Source organism: Streptomyces sp. McG3, assembly GCF_018619185.1.
Lineage (GTDB): Bacteria > Actinomycetota > Actinomycetes > Streptomycetales > Streptomycetaceae > Streptomyces.
On record NZ_JAAXYC010000210.1, the window covers coordinates 1 to 13,826 of the forward strand.

General features: G+C 71.7%; 15 protein-coding genes, 2 tRNA genes and 1 pseudogene. 3 read left to right on the plus strand and 15 right to left on the minus strand.

What is annotated here, in order from left to right; genetic code table 11:
- A pseudogene (locus tag HET64_RS27070) lies at positions 1 to 330 on the plus strand (hypothetical protein); the annotation flags it as partial.
- On the plus strand, positions 327 to 1,904 hold the full coding sequence (locus tag HET64_RS27075; protein ID WP_215109780.1) for an NADH-quinone oxidoreductase subunit NuoF family protein: 1,578 nt from the start codon (positions 327 to 329) through the stop codon (positions 1,902 to 1,904). The pseudogene HET64_RS27070 and the gene HET64_RS27075, both read left to right, overlap by 4 nt.
- 90 nt (positions 1,905 to 1,994) lie before the next feature.
- Here HET64_RS27075 and HET64_RS27080 read toward each other — a convergent pair.
- From HET64_RS27080 to HET64_RS27120, 10 genes are all read right to left on the minus strand, one after another.
- Positions 1,995 to 2,067: transfer RNA gene (locus HET64_RS27080), tRNA-Ala, on the minus strand.
- A 132-nt stretch (positions 2,068 to 2,199) separates the two neighbouring features.
- Positions 2,200 to 2,433: a hypothetical protein gene (locus HET64_RS27085; protein ID WP_003969224.1), complete on the minus strand. Its 234-nt coding sequence runs from the start codon at positions 2,431 to 2,433 to the stop codon at positions 2,200 to 2,202.
- A gap of 3 nt (positions 2,434 to 2,436) precedes the next feature.
- Positions 2,437 to 2,625: a hypothetical protein gene (locus HET64_RS39290; protein WP_251145932.1), complete on the minus strand. Its 189-nt coding sequence runs from the start codon at positions 2,623 to 2,625 to the stop codon at positions 2,437 to 2,439.
- Positions 2,626 to 2,757: 132 nt separating this feature from the next.
- Positions 2,758 to 2,830 (minus strand) — tRNA-Ala (locus HET64_RS27090).
- 139 nt (positions 2,831 to 2,969) lie between these two features.
- Positions 2,970 to 3,623: a histidine phosphatase family protein gene (locus HET64_RS27095; RefSeq protein ID WP_215109788.1), complete on the minus strand. Its 654-nt coding sequence runs from the start codon at positions 3,621 to 3,623 to the stop codon at positions 2,970 to 2,972.
- Positions 3,620 to 4,051, minus strand: coding sequence for a ribosome silencing factor (gene rsfS, locus HET64_RS27100; protein WP_006124372.1), 432 nt, complete (start codon positions 4,049 to 4,051; stop codon positions 3,620 to 3,622). The genes HET64_RS27095 and rsfS overlap by 4 nt, the downstream gene beginning before the upstream one ends.
- Before the next feature lie 185 nt (positions 4,052 to 4,236).
- Positions 4,237 to 6,042: an LCP family protein gene (locus HET64_RS27105; protein WP_215109781.1), complete on the minus strand. Its 1,806-nt coding sequence runs from the start codon at positions 6,040 to 6,042 to the stop codon at positions 4,237 to 4,239.
- Between the two features lie 19 nt (positions 6,043 to 6,061).
- Positions 6,062 to 6,679, minus strand: coding sequence for a nicotinate-nucleotide adenylyltransferase (gene nadD / locus HET64_RS27110; protein ID WP_215109782.1), 618 nt, complete (start codon positions 6,677 to 6,679; stop codon positions 6,062 to 6,064).
- Between the two features lie 38 nt (positions 6,680 to 6,717).
- A complete protein-coding gene (locus HET64_RS27115; protein ID WP_018961242.1) occupies positions 6,718 to 6,879 on the minus strand; it encodes a hypothetical protein in 162 nt (53 codons plus the stop codon).
- Between the two features lie 84 nt (positions 6,880 to 6,963).
- A complete protein-coding gene (locus HET64_RS27120) occupies positions 6,964 to 7,116 on the minus strand; it encodes a hypothetical protein (protein WP_018961243.1) in 153 nt (50 codons plus the stop codon).
- Positions 7,117 to 7,227: 111 nt separating this feature from the next.
- Here HET64_RS27120 and HET64_RS27125 point away from each other — a divergent pair, with 111 nt between their 5' ends.
- On the plus strand, positions 7,228 to 8,376 hold the full coding sequence (locus tag HET64_RS27125; RefSeq protein WP_215109783.1) for a M48 family metallopeptidase: 1,149 nt from the start codon (positions 7,228 to 7,230) through the stop codon (positions 8,374 to 8,376).
- On the opposite strand, the gene HET64_RS27130 is transcribed toward HET64_RS27125, so the two are convergent.
- From HET64_RS27130 to proB, 5 genes are all read right to left on the minus strand, one after another.
- A complete protein-coding gene (locus HET64_RS27130) occupies positions 8,291 to 9,436 on the minus strand; it encodes a hypothetical protein (RefSeq protein WP_215109784.1) in 1,146 nt (381 codons plus the stop codon). The genes HET64_RS27125 and HET64_RS27130 overlap by 86 nt on opposite strands.
- A gap of 207 nt (positions 9,437 to 9,643) precedes the next feature.
- Positions 9,644 to 10,231, minus strand: coding sequence for a hypothetical protein (locus HET64_RS27135; RefSeq protein WP_215109785.1), 588 nt, complete (start codon positions 10,229 to 10,231; stop codon positions 9,644 to 9,646).
- A 112-nt stretch (positions 10,232 to 10,343) separates the two neighbouring features.
- Complete coding sequence (locus HET64_RS27140) at positions 10,344 to 11,630, minus strand: glutamate-5-semialdehyde dehydrogenase (protein WP_215109786.1); 1,287 nt, start codon at positions 11,628 to 11,630, stop codon at positions 10,344 to 10,346.
- 274 nt (positions 11,631 to 11,904) lie between these two features.
- On the minus strand, positions 11,905 to 12,396 hold the full coding sequence (locus HET64_RS27145) for a hypothetical protein (RefSeq protein WP_215109787.1): 492 nt from the start codon (positions 12,394 to 12,396) through the stop codon (positions 11,905 to 11,907).
- A 128-nt stretch (positions 12,397 to 12,524) separates the two neighbouring features.
- Positions 12,525 to 13,679: a glutamate 5-kinase gene (proB, locus tag HET64_RS27150; RefSeq protein WP_308370391.1), complete on the minus strand. Its 1,155-nt coding sequence runs from the start codon at positions 13,677 to 13,679 to the stop codon at positions 12,525 to 12,527.
- Positions 13,680 to 13,826 lie beyond the last annotated feature (147 nt).

Consider the following 13,826-nt stretch of genomic DNA (forward strand, 5'->3'; position numbering starts at 1 on the left):
CGCCCGTACGAGCCTTCGCCCCACCCGTACGAGCCCCCGCCCCGCAGCGCCGACCGCATCACCTTCGGCCCTCATGACGACCGGCCCGACCAAGGGCGACAGAAAGCCGGGCGGGGACCGGGACCGGGCCTGGCGGCCGGATACCGCGCCGTCTCGCTCGGCGGCGGCCCGTCGATCCCGCCGGAGAGCCGCTGGCCCTCGCCGTCCCCCGCGCCGCCCGCGCAGGCGCACCACAGTCCGCCGGCGCCCCGTGCCGATCCGGGGGCCGGGCCGTTCACCGCGCCCCCGGCCGGGGAACCCTGGCACGCACCCGCAGGAGACCGCCCGTGAACGTCCCCCTCCCCGATGTTCCCGAGGTCCGTGTCGTCGGGCTGCCCCAACTGACCACCGGATTCGACCTGGTGGAGCGGATCGACCTCGACATGCACCTCAAGGTGCACGGGCCGCTGGAACCGATGAACGGTGAACGGCTGGCCGAACTGGCCGAAACGATCTCCTTGCGCGGAAGGGGAGGCGCCGGTTTCCCGTTCGGCAGGAAGCTGCGGGCCGTGGCGAAGGCGTCCATCCGGCGCGGTGTACGACCCGTCGTAGTGATCAACGGCAGTGAGGGCGAACCCGCCTGCCGCAAGGACACCGTCCTGCTCAACCGCGCCCCGCACCTGATCCTGGACGGTGCGCTGCTGGCCGCGGAGGCGCTCGGCGCGCGTACGTTGGTCGTCGCCGTGACCCGTAACTCCACGGAGGTCTCCGTACGGGCGGCCCTCGCCGAGCGCGGCCTCGACGACCGGCGCGGCCGGCCGTTGCGCGCCCGGGTGGTCCGCACCCCGGAACGCATGGTCTCGGGCGAGGCGTCCTCGGTGATCCGGGCGGCGAACGGCGGGCCCGCCCTGCCGCCGGGCCGGCGCGAGCGGGCGGCGGAGACCGGGGTGGGCGGCGCCCCGACGCTGCTGTCGAACGCGGAGACGTACGCCCAGCTCGCCGTCGCCGCCCGGATCGGGCCCCGCCGCTACGGGCACACCGGGCTGCCGAGCGAGCCGGGCACCGTCCTGCTCACCGTCTCCGGCGCCGTGGCCCGGCCCATGGTCATCGAGGTGCCGACCGGCGTGCCGCTGCGGTACGTCCTGCAACTGGCCGGAGCCCCGCCGCTCCCCCAGGGCGTGCTGACCGGCGGCTACCACGGCAACTGGATCGACGCGGTCGCCTCGCACAACGCCGTGGTCTCCCGTGAGTCCCTGGCCACCGTGGGGGGCGCGCTCGGCGCGGGCGCCATCCTGCCGATCGGGCCGGACACCTGCCCGCTCGGCGAGTCCCTCCGGATAGCCAACTGGCTGGCCGCCGAGACCGCGGGGCAGTGCGGTCCGTGCAAGCTGGGGCTCCCCGCTGCCGCGGGCGGGCTCTCCGACGTGCTGAACGGCGGCGGGCCCGCCGCCCTGGAGGCCCTGCGCGAGGTCACCCAGGCCGTGAAGGGGCGCGGGGCGTGCAAACACCCGGACGGCTCCGCCCGGTTCCTGCTCTCGACCCTGTCGGCGTTCACGGACGACCTCGCCGCACACGTCCTGGACGGCGGCTGCGGCCGCGAGACGGCCGGAGTGCTGCCGCTGCCCGCACCCGGCTACCAGGATCTGGAGGAGTCGATTCCGAGCGGCGAGAAGCTGGCGGTCGACTGGACGCTCTGCCAGGGCCACGCCCTCTGCGCCGACATCGTCCCCGAGCTCATCCGGCTGGGACCCGACGGCTATCCGGCGCTGGCGGACGCCGCCGTTCCGATGCATCTGCGCGGGCGCGCCCAGCGGGCCGTACGGCGCTGTCCCGCCCTGGCTCTCCGTATCGAGCAGCCGCCGGCCGAGCAGCGCCCCGCCCTGCCGGCCACGGACCGGCGAGCGCTGGGAAGCGGACGCGGCTGATCCAGGCCGGAGCCGGTCCGGCAGACCTGATCCGGACAAAAGAAGCGGGCCACCCGATCCGGGTGGCCCGCTTCTTCACTGTCGATCTTGTGGAGCTAAGGAGAATTGAACTCCTGACCTCCTGCATGCCATGCAGGCGCTCTACCAACTGAGCTATAGCCCCTCACTGTGTGCCGCCCGGTCTCCCTTGGCGACATCGAGAACATTACACGGTCCCCCCGGTGCTTCACCAAATCGTTTCCGGTCCGCACCGATACGCCCGAATCATCCCGAACGGTGGACCGTCAGCCGCAGGTCAGGCGGTCGCGAAGGAGTAGAAGCGCTTGAGGGTGCAGTGCTCCTCCAGGAGCCGCCCGTAGATCGGCTCCCCCTCCAGCTCCCGGTAGGTCTCGATGGGGTCGCCCTTTATGATCAGCGCCCGCGCGCATTCCTCGCACCAGTACTGGTACTCCGCGTTGACCGGGTCCATGTCCCTGACGATGGGCGTACCGCTGCCGCACCAGTCGCACTTACGCCTGTGTGCACCCATCAGTCAGCTCCAGCTGTGGCCGCAGGCCGTGCACACGTAGGAGACCCCTCCGTTGTCACCCAGAACCTGGGCCACATGGGACGAACCGCAGGACGGGCAGCCGAGGCGGGATCGATCTTCGAACGGTACGGGGCCGGGGGGCGGGGCGGCGACAAGAGGCTGGTCGGGGACGTGTTCGCGACTCGCAGGCATCGCGCTCCCTCCCGATCGGTACGTCGCCCCCTCCGGCGTTCCGATTCTGCCATGGCCCCGCAAGGGGGTCAGCCCGCTCGGTGCTCCCTATACAGAAGATCCCGCCCCCTGGTGGGGACGGGATCCTGATTGTGGAGCTAAGGAGAATTGAACTCCTGACCTCCTGCATGCCATGCAGGCGCTCTACCAACTGAGCTATAGCCCCGCTGTTCGCTGTTGTTTCCCCGCGTTTCCGCGCTGCGAACAAGAAGAACTTTAGCCTGCGACCGGCCGGAAAGTGAAATCCGGCCCGGGCCGCCCGAGGACGGCCCGCGAACGGCCTCTGAACTGCCTCCCGACGGCGTCTAGTCGTCGTCGCCGAGGACCGGCTCCGGGAGTGTGCCGGCGTTGTGCTCCAGCAGACGCCAGCCGCGCGCCCCCTCGCCGAGGACGGACCAGCAGCAGTTGGACAGCCCGCCGAGCCCTTCCCAGTGGTGCGCCTCCAGGCCCAGCAGCCGGCCGATCGTCGTCCTGATCGTGCCGCCGTGGCTGACCACGACGAGCGTGCCGTTCTCCGGAAGCTTCTCGGCGTGCTCCAGAACGACCGGGGCCGCCCGGTCGGCGACCTCGGTCTCCAGCTCGCCGCCGCCGCGACGCACGGGCTCCCCGCGCTTCCACGCCGCGTACTGATCGCCGAAGCGCTCGACGATCTCCTGGTGGGTCAGCCCCTGCCAGGCACCGGCGTACGTCTCACGGAGCGCGGCGTCGTGGGCGACGGAGAGACCGCTGACGGCGGAGAGCTCGGCAGCCGTGGCCGCCGCCCGCCGCAGGTCGGAGGCGACGATGGCGTCCGGCTTCAACGAGGCGAGCAGCCGGGCGGCGCGGCGGGCCTGCCCGACACCGGCCTCGGTGAGCTCGATGTCCGTGGAGCCCTGGAAACGGCGCTCCAGGTTCCACGCCGTCTGGCCGTGCCGCCAGAGGACGATCCTGCGGCCCGTGCCGCTGCTGCTGCCGTTCAGCTCTGGTCACCTTCCGTGCCGCCGTTGAGCTGTGCGTGCTCCTCGGCCTTGCCACGGGTCTTGACCGCGTCCTCGGGGAGGGCGATCTCCGGGCAGTCCTTCCACAGGCGCTCCAGCGCGTAGAAGACGCGCTCCTCGCTGTGCTGGACGTGGATGACGATGTCGACGTAGTCGAGGAGGATCCAGCGGGCGTCGCGGTCGCCCTCGCGGCGCACCGGCTTGGCGCCGAGCTCCTTCTGGAGCCGCTCCTCGATCTCGTCGACGATCGACTTGACCTGGCGGTCGTTGGGGGCCGAGGCCAGCAGGAAGGCGTCGGTGATCGACAGCACGTCGCTGACGTCGTAGGCGATGATGTCGTGCGCGAGCCGGTCGGCGGCCGCCTGAGCGGCGGCGTTGATGAGCTCGATGGAGCGGTCCGTGGCGGTCACATGCAGGCTTTCGTCGGCGGTCGGATGCAACCTCTAGGGTCTCACGGACCGCCGACAGAGCCTTACTGCGTTTCCCGGCCGGGGTTCACCGGGTTTTCCGGCCGGGGTTCACGACGTCTCCCGGTCGGGCTTCGGACGCGGACCACCGGCCGGCGCCGGAGCGCCGGCCGGTGGTCCCGGGCGGGCTACGGGACCTCGTAGTCCTGTCCGATGACCGCGGACACGTCGGCGTTGGCGGCCGGCTCGCCCTTCTTCACGTCACCCGCGGAGAGGCCCAGGGTCTTGGCCACCTCGACGGCCTTCTCCTTGTCCTCGGCGGACCGGTAGAGCACGACGGACGAGGCCTCGGCCCCTGCCTTGCCGCTGTCCACGAAGGCGTAACCGCCATTGACCAGCTGGACCCGGGCGGCTTCCGCGGCCTTCTCGTTCCCGGTGGCGTTGCGGACGGCGACCCGGAGCGGAGCTCCTGCCTCGGGGGCCTTCACCGTGCCGCCGAGGATGTCCTTGACGACGTCGCGGGTGTCCGCCTCGGTGAGCGTGCCGTCCTCCTGGACCGGCAGCAGGGCCGTCTTGTAGTCGCCGACCTTGGCACGCGAGGCCAGCTTGGCGAGCGAGGCCCCGAGGTCCTTCTCGGGCAGCGACGGGTCCAGCACCTGGAGCAGCGTCTCGATGGTGACGGTCGCGGCCTTGGGATCCTCGGAGATCTTGCGCAGCGTGGCCCGCATGACCTCGCCGAACCGCGTGAGCTGCTTGGCCTCGGGCTCCCCCGGCGCACGGTACGTGGCGTACGCGACGGCCATCGGGCCGCTGAGCGTCTGGCCCTCGCCCTTGTTCACCAGGGGCGATTCGCCCTTCTTCGCGCCCGGCACATCGGTGTCGGTGTCGACCTCGATGTTGCCGACCAGCTCGACGAGGTTCTCCAGGTACGGGGTGTCCAGCCGCCAGGTGCCGGTGATCCGGGTGCCCAGGAGGGTGTCGATCGCCTCCCGGGTGCCGGTCCTGCCGTCGTCCTCGACGGACTTGCCGAGTGTGGTGGTGGTTCCGTCGTCGGAGGCGACGGCGAGGGAGTTCGGCAGCAGGACGGTGGTGCCCTGCTTGGTGGTGGCGTTGTCGACGAGCAGCGCCGTCGAGGTGCCGCCCCTCTTCGTGTCGTGCAGGTGCACCACCATCATGTCGCGCTGCTGGGCGCCGGCGGCCACGGCCTTCTTCTCGTCCGACCCGGACAGGCCCGGGATCATGTCGGCGGACCAGAGATAGCCGGCCCCGCCGACGACGACGAGAACGGCGACGACTATCAGGGCGACCATCCGGTTGCGGCCCTTGCGCCGCGCCTCCTCGCGCCGCTCGCTGCGGCTCTCGGTGAACTTCAGCCAGTCGATGACGTCTTCGGAGTCCTCGTCGGGCTCCTCGATGAACGAGAACTGTTCGGTGCGGTAGTCGGGGGCGGGCTTGCGCTGCCCCGGAAGATCGGGCTCCGCTTCCGGCTCCGCCACGTCCTCCGCCGACTGCTGCGGATGCCGAGCGGGAGGCTGCTGCGGGGCCTGTTCCGGCGCGGGGGCCGCCCCCTGCTGCGGGATGCTCCAGTGCTGGCCGGTGTCGACCGCGGCGGACTGCTGCCCGGTGGCGTACCCGTAGTCGGTGTAGGAGCCGTAGCCGTACCCCTGGTCGGCGCCCTGGCCCTGCTGCGTCCGGGGCGGCTGCGGTGCCTGGCCCTGGTGCTGACCGGCGTAGGGGTCGTAACTCCGGGGCTGCTGCTGGGGATTGCCGTACGCGTCGTAGCCGTAGCCGGCGTCCTGGGTCCGGTGCTCCTGACCCGGCTGTGCGGGGTAGGGGTCGTACCCCTGGGCCTGCTGCCCCTGCTGGTCGTACTGACCCTGCTGGTCGTACTGCTGTTGCCCCTGCTGCTGGTAGACCGGCTGCCCGTACGCGTCGTAGCCGATGATCTGCGGCTCTTGGTAGTACGGGTCGTACGGGTTCTGTCGGTCGTTCACCGGTGCCCCTCTCCGTGGCTCATTCGCCGCGGTACAGCTGGCGCTTGTCGATGTAGCGGACCACGCCGTCCGGCACCAGGTACCAGACCGGCTCCCCCTGCGCGACCCTCTCACGGCAGTCCGTGGACGAGATCGCCAGCGCGGGCACCTCCACGAGGGAGACACCGCCCTCGGGCAGCCCGTCGTCCGTGAGCACGTGACCCGGGCGGGTCACACCGATGAAGTGGGAGAGCGAGAACAGCTCCTCCGCGTCGCGCCAGGTGAGGATCTGGGACAACGCGTCGGCGCCGGTGATGAAGAAGAGGTCCGCGTCGCCGTGGGCCTCGCGCAGATCCCGCAGCGTATCGATGGTGTACGTCGGTCCGCCACGGTCGATGTCACTCCGGCTGACGGAGAACTGCGGATTGGACGCGGTGGCGATGACCGTCATCAGATAGCGGTCCTCGGCCGGGGAGACCTTCTTGTGGCTCTTCTGCCACGGCTGCCCGGTCGGGACGAAGACGACCTCGTCGAGATGGAACTGGGCGGCCACTTCACTGGCCGCCACCAGGTGTCCATGGTGGATCGGGTCGAATGTCCCGCCCATCACGCCGATGCGGCGTTTGCCGGGGCCGGTAGGCACTTCCTGCTCTCCCATGCGTGCAGAGCCTACTGGCACAGCTGTACGCCCCCGACTCAGCGGTCGCGGTTGAAGCGGGTGGTGACCCACAGCAGGAACATCAGCGCGAGGAACGCCCCGGCGCCGACGAAGTAGGGGTTGAGGCTTTCGTGGTTGCCGCCCTCGCCGCCTTCGGAGGCGAGAGTGACCAGCTGGTGTGCGGTGCTCGTGAGGCTCATCTTCGGCAGGACCTATCGATCGTGAATCGGAAGGAAGACGTCGGTCACATCGTATGCGGGACCCCCGGGCACGCTCACGGCGACTCAGTCGTTGTTGTCGTCGTTGCGGTATCCGCGCAGCAGGAACCACGCGAGCAGCACCGCTCCGAGGATCGAGACGAGCAGCACGATCCGGAGGGTGTCACCCGGTCCCTGCTCCTCGGACGCGGCGGCGAGCAGTACGGCGGTGTGCGACATTTCGGGCGCTCCTCACAGTTATCCACAGCCCCCCGCACACCGTAGCGCCAGCGCATACGCTGGGTTTTGTCCGGGGGACGAGCAACGTCTCGTACGAACAGGGGGCCATCCATGACCGACAACAGTCACGAGAACGTGCCGAGCAGGCAGCGCCGGCGATTCCCCGGGATCTCCTCCCGGGCCTACGAGCACCCCGCCGACCGCTCGGCCCTGGTGGCCCTGCGCAAGCTGACCGGGTTCGACACCGTGTTCAAGGCGCTCAGCGGGCTGCTCCCGGAGCGCAGCCTGCGCCTGCTCTTCCTCTCCGACTCCGTCCGGGTGAGCGACGCGCAGTTCGCCCACCTCAACGACATGCTGCGGGACGCGTGTTACATCCTGGACCTGGAGAAGGTCCCGCCGATGTACGTGAAGCAGGACCCGCAGCCCAACGCCATGTGCATCGGGCTGGACGAGCCGATCATCGTGGTCACCACCGGCCTGGTCGAGCTGCTCGACGAGGAGGAGATGCGGGCGGTGGTGGGCCACGAGGTGGGCCACGCGCTCTCCGGTCACTCGGTGTACCGGACGATACTTCTCTTCCTGACCAACCTCGCCGTGAAGGTCGCCTGGATCCCGCTGGGCAATGTGGCGATCATGGCGATAGTGACGGCGCTGCGCGAGTGGTTCCGCAAGTCGGAGCTGTCCGCGGACCGGGCCGGGCTGCTGGTCGGCCAGGACATCGCGGCCTCCATGCGCGGTCTGATGAAGATCGCGGGCGGCAATCACCTCCACGAGATGAACGTGGACGCCTTCCTCGCCCAGGCCGACGAGTACGAGAAGGGCGGCGACCTCCGGGACTCCGTCCTCAAGATCCTCAATGTGCTGCCCCGCACGCACCCGTTCACCACCGTGCGGGCCGCCGAGCTGAAGAAGTGGTCGGAGACCCGCGACTTCCAGCGGATCATGGACGGCCACTACCCGCGGCGCGACGAGGACAAGGACACCTCGGTGACCGACTCGTTCCGGGAGTCCGCCTCGCACTACGCGGACACGGTGCGCACCAGCAAGGACCCGCTGATGAAGCTCGTGGGGGACATCGCCGGCGGCGCGGGAGACCTGGGCGGCAAGCTGCGTGACCGGTTCACCGGAACCGGGGGCGCCAAGGGTGGGACGCAGGGCCGGCCCGACGGTTCCGCTACGGACGGGGACGGGACGGCCGGTCGGCCCCAGGACCCTGATGAGGGGAGCCCGGGGACGTCGTCGGGGCCGTCGGGGAGCTGACGGCCTCCAGGGTCCCGCACAGCGCCGCCGTGGGCCGGCCCGTGGCGTACGGGTCGGTGGCGGCGGGCCCGCGGGCGTCCGCCCGTTCCCCGGCGAGGAGCGGGCGGAGCATCCCGGTCGCGTCGGCCGAGCAGGACTGTGGCCCGGCCTGGACATGGGCGGTGAGCACCTCCAGGCGGTGCAGTCGCAGGTCCTCCCGGTCGAAGCGGAAGTGCAGCTCGCGCCGCACGGTGAACAGGGAGGCGTCGTCGTCCCGGTGGGGCCCGCCCGCGGGGCGCAGGGCGTAGGTGAACGTGTGGTCCGAGACGACACCGAGGACGCCCGGGGCCTCCTCCTCGTAGCCGAGGGTCCCCTCGACCCGGATCTTCGGGTCCGCGAGCTCCACCTGCTCCGGGTCGAAGCGCACCAGCCAGCCGGTGGCGGCGTGGCTCCCGTCGTCCGCCGGGCTGCTCAGGCTCTGTTCGAACTGGGTGCGCTGGTCCGGGTCGAGGAGGTGCTCGACGGGCCGGTGCACGGAGCCGGTGAGGACGTCGGGGTTCAGGGACGACTCCACCAGGTAGTCCTTGACCGTGGCGAGGGCGGCGGTGATCTGGCTGTCGGAGAAGTTCTGCGTGCGCTGCACGGTGGGGAAGTTGATGCCGTCGGCGCCCGTGCGGAATCCGGAGACCGGCTCGGCCGCGTACAGCCGCTCGGGTGATCCGCCCGGGACGGCTCCCCGCGGGGCCAGGGGGACGACGGTGGTCCGCAGGGGTTCGGCCCGTCGGGTGGCCGGCTGGGGGTACGGGCTCCGGAATCCGATGTAGACGGCCACCGCGAAGGCCAGGGCGATGAGGACGACCAGGGCTATGGCGGCCCGGGAGCCGCCGCCGCTGCGGACGACCTGGGTGTCGGGCAGCGCCCGGACGGCGCGGGCGTGATCGCCCATCCGTTCCTGCGCCGAGTACTCCTGCATCCGCGCAGCCTGGACGAACGATTCGTCGAAGACGAGCGAGCGGTACTCGTCCTCGCCGCCCGCGGGGTTCTCGGGCGCACCGTCCGGTGGTTCTGAGCGGCCTGTCATGACTTCTCTCCCCATCTCCACACCGGTCGGTTCGGTGCGCAACGGTCCGCTTCGGCCGAGTGGCCTCCGCAGCGAGAAGCCCCCCTGGGAGCGAGGGGTCACATCTTGAGGGTAGGTCGATTGCGGCCCGCGTAAACGCGGAGAGGGCCGGGAACCGCGGAAGCGCCTGGGGCGGCCGTCGGCGATCGGGTGACGCAGGGGGTGGGTTCAGGGCACCCGGGGCTCGGCGGAGACCGTGGGGCGGGAGTAGTCCGCGGAGGCCGACGGGGCCGCCCCGGGCTTGTCCACGCCGCTGGTGACGGGCGGCGGCACCTGGTCCTGTCGGTTGTTCGAGCCGCCCCGGTAGACCGCGGTGAAGGCGAGGGAGACCATGCCGACGCCCATCACCAGGGCGAGCAGCCAGGCGACCGGGCGATGCCAGCGGGCCGAGTTGCGGTACGGGCGCAGCGAGCCGCCGTGGCGTCCGTAGGGCCTCGGGGCGCAGTCGTCGTCCCCGATGCCGTGTTCGGGGTCGTAGTCGAGGTCCTGGGGGTCGTGGTAGCCCGGGGGGCCGCCGTAGGGGTCGTACGCGTCGTCGTCAGCGCGGCGGCTCCGACGGGCGCGGGCGGCGTCGGCCTCGGCTCGGGCCTCGGCGGCGGCGAGCAGGCGCTCCACGGCGGTGGGCTCGTGGACGGGCGCCGACCGGACGAAGTCCTCGTCGAACACCACGGAGGCGAAGTCCTCGTCCGCGCCCCCGCGGTCGTCGTCGGGCTCCCAGCCGTCAGGAAACGGCTTGCCCCCCACGTCGTCCGGCACGCCTTCAGGGTAGCCCGGCCGGGACCTTTTGGGCAGGGAGCCCGTGAACTCCCCCGGATCGGCACGGGGGAACCCGCGGTCGGCCCCTCCGGTCGGGAGGGGCCGAGCAGGGCTAGGGCCGGGTGTGCCCGTCCCCCGTGACGATGTACTTCGTCGAGGTCAGCTCGGGCAGGCCCATCGGACCGCGGGCGTGCAGCTTCTGCGTGGAGATGCCGATCTCGGCGCCGAAGCCGAACTGCCCGCCGTCCGTGAAGCGGGTGGAGGCGTTCACGGCGACCGTCGTCGAATCGACCAACTGGGTGAACCGGCGGGCGGCGGCCTGCGAGGTGGTGACGATCGCCTCGGTGTGGCCGGAGGACCAGAGCCGGATGTGGGCGACCGCCGCGTCCAGGGAGTCGACGACCGCCGCCGCGATGTCGTAGGAGAGGTATTCGGTCTCCCAGTCCTCCGTCGTCGCCGGGACCACCGTGGCCTTGGATCCCTCGGCGCGGGCGAGGACGTGCTCGTCGCCGTGGACGGTGACCCCGGCCTCGGCCAGCGCGTCCAGGGCGAGCGGCAGGAAGGCGTCCGCCACGTCCTTGTGGACGAGGAGGGTCTCGGCCGCGTTGCAGACGCTGGGGCGCTGGGCCTTGGAGTTGACCAGGATGTCGACCGCCATGGCCAGGTCCGTCTGCGCGTCGACGTAGACGTGGCAGTTGCCGGTGCCCGTCTCGATGACGGGCACGGTGGACTCCTCGACGACCGTGCGGATCAGGGAGGCGCCGCCGCGCGGGATGAGGACGTCGACCAGACCGCGGGCCCGCATCAGTTCCGTCACGGAGTCACGGCTCTCACCCGGGACGATCTGCACCGCGTCGGCCGGCAGGCCGGAGCCGCCGACCGCGTCGCGCAGGACCCGGACGAGGGCGGTGTTGGAGGCGTAGGCCGAGGAGGAGCCGCGCAGCAGGACCGCGTTGCCGGACTTCAGACAGAGCGCGGCCGCGTCGACGGTGACGTTGGGCCGGGCCTCGTAGATGATGCCGACCACGCCGAGCGGGACCCGCACCTGCCGGAGGTCGATGCCGTTGGGCAGGGTCGAGCCGCGCACCACCTCGCCGACCGGGTCCGGGAGGGCCGCGACGTCCCGTACGTCGGCGGCGATGGCGCGGATCCGTTCCGGGGTGAGGGTGAGGCGGTCGATGATGCCTTCGCTCGTCCCGGCCTCGCGGGCGCGCTCGACGTCCTTCGCGTTGGCCTCGACGATCTCGCTCGTGCGCACTTCGAGGGCGTCGGCGATGGCCAGCAGCGCGTCGTCCTTGGCCGCGCGCGGAAGTGGCGCGATGTCGGCGGCGGCGGCACGGGCCCGGTAGGCGGTCCGCGCGACCGGGGAGAGGTTGTCGTAGGGCGAGAGCGTGGTCATGCCCGCAGGGTAATGCGCACTCTGCGGGCATCCGTCACGTATCCCGTGATGCGAGACGCCCGACCCGAGGCGCGGACGCCACCGGATCGCCCCCTACGCCCTGCCGTCAGACTGCCGCCTGCCCCGCGGCGCCACGCACGCGCTCGCGCCGCACCGGGCACAAGCCCGGGTACGTCCGGTACGAGGACCTGCGCCCGGCACACCGAGAGCACGCACCTGACCCCGCAGGGGCCGCCCTCCGGGCGACGACGGCAGTTCGACGACAGGACCTGGGTCAGTAGGGGTGCACGCCCACGGGGGCCGCGGGCGGCGGTCCGTATCCCTCGGCGATCCGCAGGTGGTAGGTCTCGCGGTCGATGACTTCCAGGCCGACGATCTCCCAGGGCGGGAGCTGGGCGCTGGAGCGGTGTTCGCCCCACAGCCGCAGCGCGACCGCGGCCGCGTCGTGCAGATCGCGGGCCTCTTCCCAGTAGCGGATCTCCGCGTGGTCGCTCGCGTAGCGGCTGGTCAGCAGGAAGGGGTGGTCGTGCGCGAGCTGTTCCAGGCCGCGTCTGACCTCCCCCAGCGGAGTCTCGGCGCCCGACACGCTGAGCGTGATGTGCCAGAGCTTGGACTGCGGGGACTCCTCCTTCGCCGTCGTGACCGGCTCCCGTTCGACGGTGTCCGCCGGGGCGGGATTCCGGTCGAAATCCGCCCCCGCTCCGACACTCGTCAGGGCGCGGTTGGCCGTGCCTCGGGGCGGCGCCCCCGGGCGCGCTCGTCTCACCGGCGGCCTCCTGTGATGTGTTGCTGTGCGGTACCCCTGTTTCCCCACTACAAAGTGGACCAGTCCGCAGGCGGGCATGGGGTGGTTTTGGGGAAGGTCCCCGCTGGATGGCGGGACTTTCAGCCGTTTCAGGGGGTGAGGCGCGGCGTGAGGAGGACGAGATCGTCCCTGTGTACGACCTCGCGTTCGTAGGCGGGCCCCAGTTCGCGGGCGAGGTCCCGGGTGGAGCGGCCGAGCAGCTGGGGGATCTCCTTCGCGTCGAAGTTGACGAGTCCGCGGGCTACCGGGGTGCCGTGGGGGTCGCGCAGCTCGACCGGGTCGCCGGCGCTGAACTCGCCCTCGACGGCGGAGATTCCGGCGGGCAGCAGGGAGGTGCGCCGCTCCACCACGGCCCGTACGGCGCCGTCGTCGAGGGTGAGCGCGCCCTGCGGGGTGGAAGCGTGGGCCAGCCACAGGAGCCGGTCGGCGGAGCGGCGTCCGGTGGGGTGGAAGTACGTGCCGGTGTCGCGGCCCGCGAGCGCGTCGGCGACGCTGCTGGCGGAGGTGAGGACGACGGGAACGCCGGCGGCGGTGGCGATGCGGGCGGCCTCGACCTTGGTGACCATGCCGCCGGTTCCGACGCCCGCCTTCCCGGCGCTGCCGATGGTGACGCCGGTCAGGTCGTCGGGGCCGGTGACCTCGGCGATCCGGGAGGCGCCGGGGGTGCCGGGCGGTCCGTCGTAGAGGCCGTCCACGTCGGAGAGCAGGACGAGCAGGTCGGCGTGGACGAGGTGGGCGACGAGGGCGGCGAGCCGGTCGTTGTCGCCGAAGCGGATCTCGTCGGTGGCGACGGTGTCGTTCTCGTTGACGACGGGGACGGCGCCCATCTCCAGGAGCTTGTCCAGGGTGCTGTAGGCGTTGCGGTAGTGGCCGCGGCGGCTGGTGTCGTCGGCGGTGAGGAGCACTTGGCCGACGCGGACGCCGTAGCGCGCGAACGAGGCGGTGTAGCGCGCCACGAGGAGACCCTGGCCGACGCTGGCGGCGGCCTGCTGGCGGGCCAGGTCCTTGGGCCTGCGGACGAGGCCGAGCGGGGCGAGTCCGGCGGCGATGGCTCCGCTGGAGACGAGGACGACCTCGCGTTCGCCGCCGTCCCTGACCTTGGCCAGGACGTCGACGAGGGCGTCGACGCGGTCGGCGTCGAGGCCGCCGGACGCGGTGGTGAGCGAGGAGGAGCCGACCTTGACGACGACCCTGCGGGCGCCGGTCACTGCCGGCTCGCGGCCCGACGACCTCTGCTCTGCCACGTGCTTCCCCGCTCTGGATCGCCCCGGTGTCCGACGTGGGGCCCGCTGTGCCGTCCCCGGCACAGCACAGTACGTGAGCGGCCGCCCCCGCCGCCTGCCCGTTCCGCTCGGTGGACGCCGAAGGACGGCAGGTGAACGGGGTGCGGG

Coding starts and splice junctions, on each gene's coding strand:
- HET64_RS27085 (WP_003969224.1), bottom strand. CDS start 2,433: ATGGGTGCACACAGGCGTAAGTGCGACTGGTGCGGCAGCGGTACGCCC.
- HET64_RS39290 (WP_251145932.1), bottom strand. CDS start 2,625: ATGCCTGCGAGTCGCGAACACGTCCCCGACCAGCCTCTTGTCGCCGCC.
- nadD (WP_215109782.1), bottom strand. CDS start 6,679: ATGGGAGAGCAGGAAGTGCCTACCGGCCCCGGCAAACGCCGCATCGGC.
- HET64_RS27115 (WP_018961242.1), bottom strand. CDS start 6,879: ATGAGCCTCACGAGCACCGCACACCAGCTGGTCACTCTCGCCTCCGAA.
- HET64_RS27120 (WP_018961243.1), bottom strand. CDS start 7,116: ATGTCGCACACCGCCGTACTGCTCGCCGCCGCGTCCGAGGAGCAGGGA.
- HET64_RS27125 (WP_215109783.1), top strand. CDS start 7,228: ATGACCGACAACAGTCACGAGAACGTGCCGAGCAGGCAGCGCCGGCGA.
- HET64_RS27130 (WP_215109784.1), bottom strand. CDS start 9,436: ATGACAGGCCGCTCAGAACCACCGGACGGTGCGCCCGAGAACCCCGCG.
- HET64_RS27140 (WP_215109786.1), bottom strand. CDS start 11,630: ATGACCACGCTCTCGCCCTACGACAACCTCTCCCCGGTCGCGCGGACC.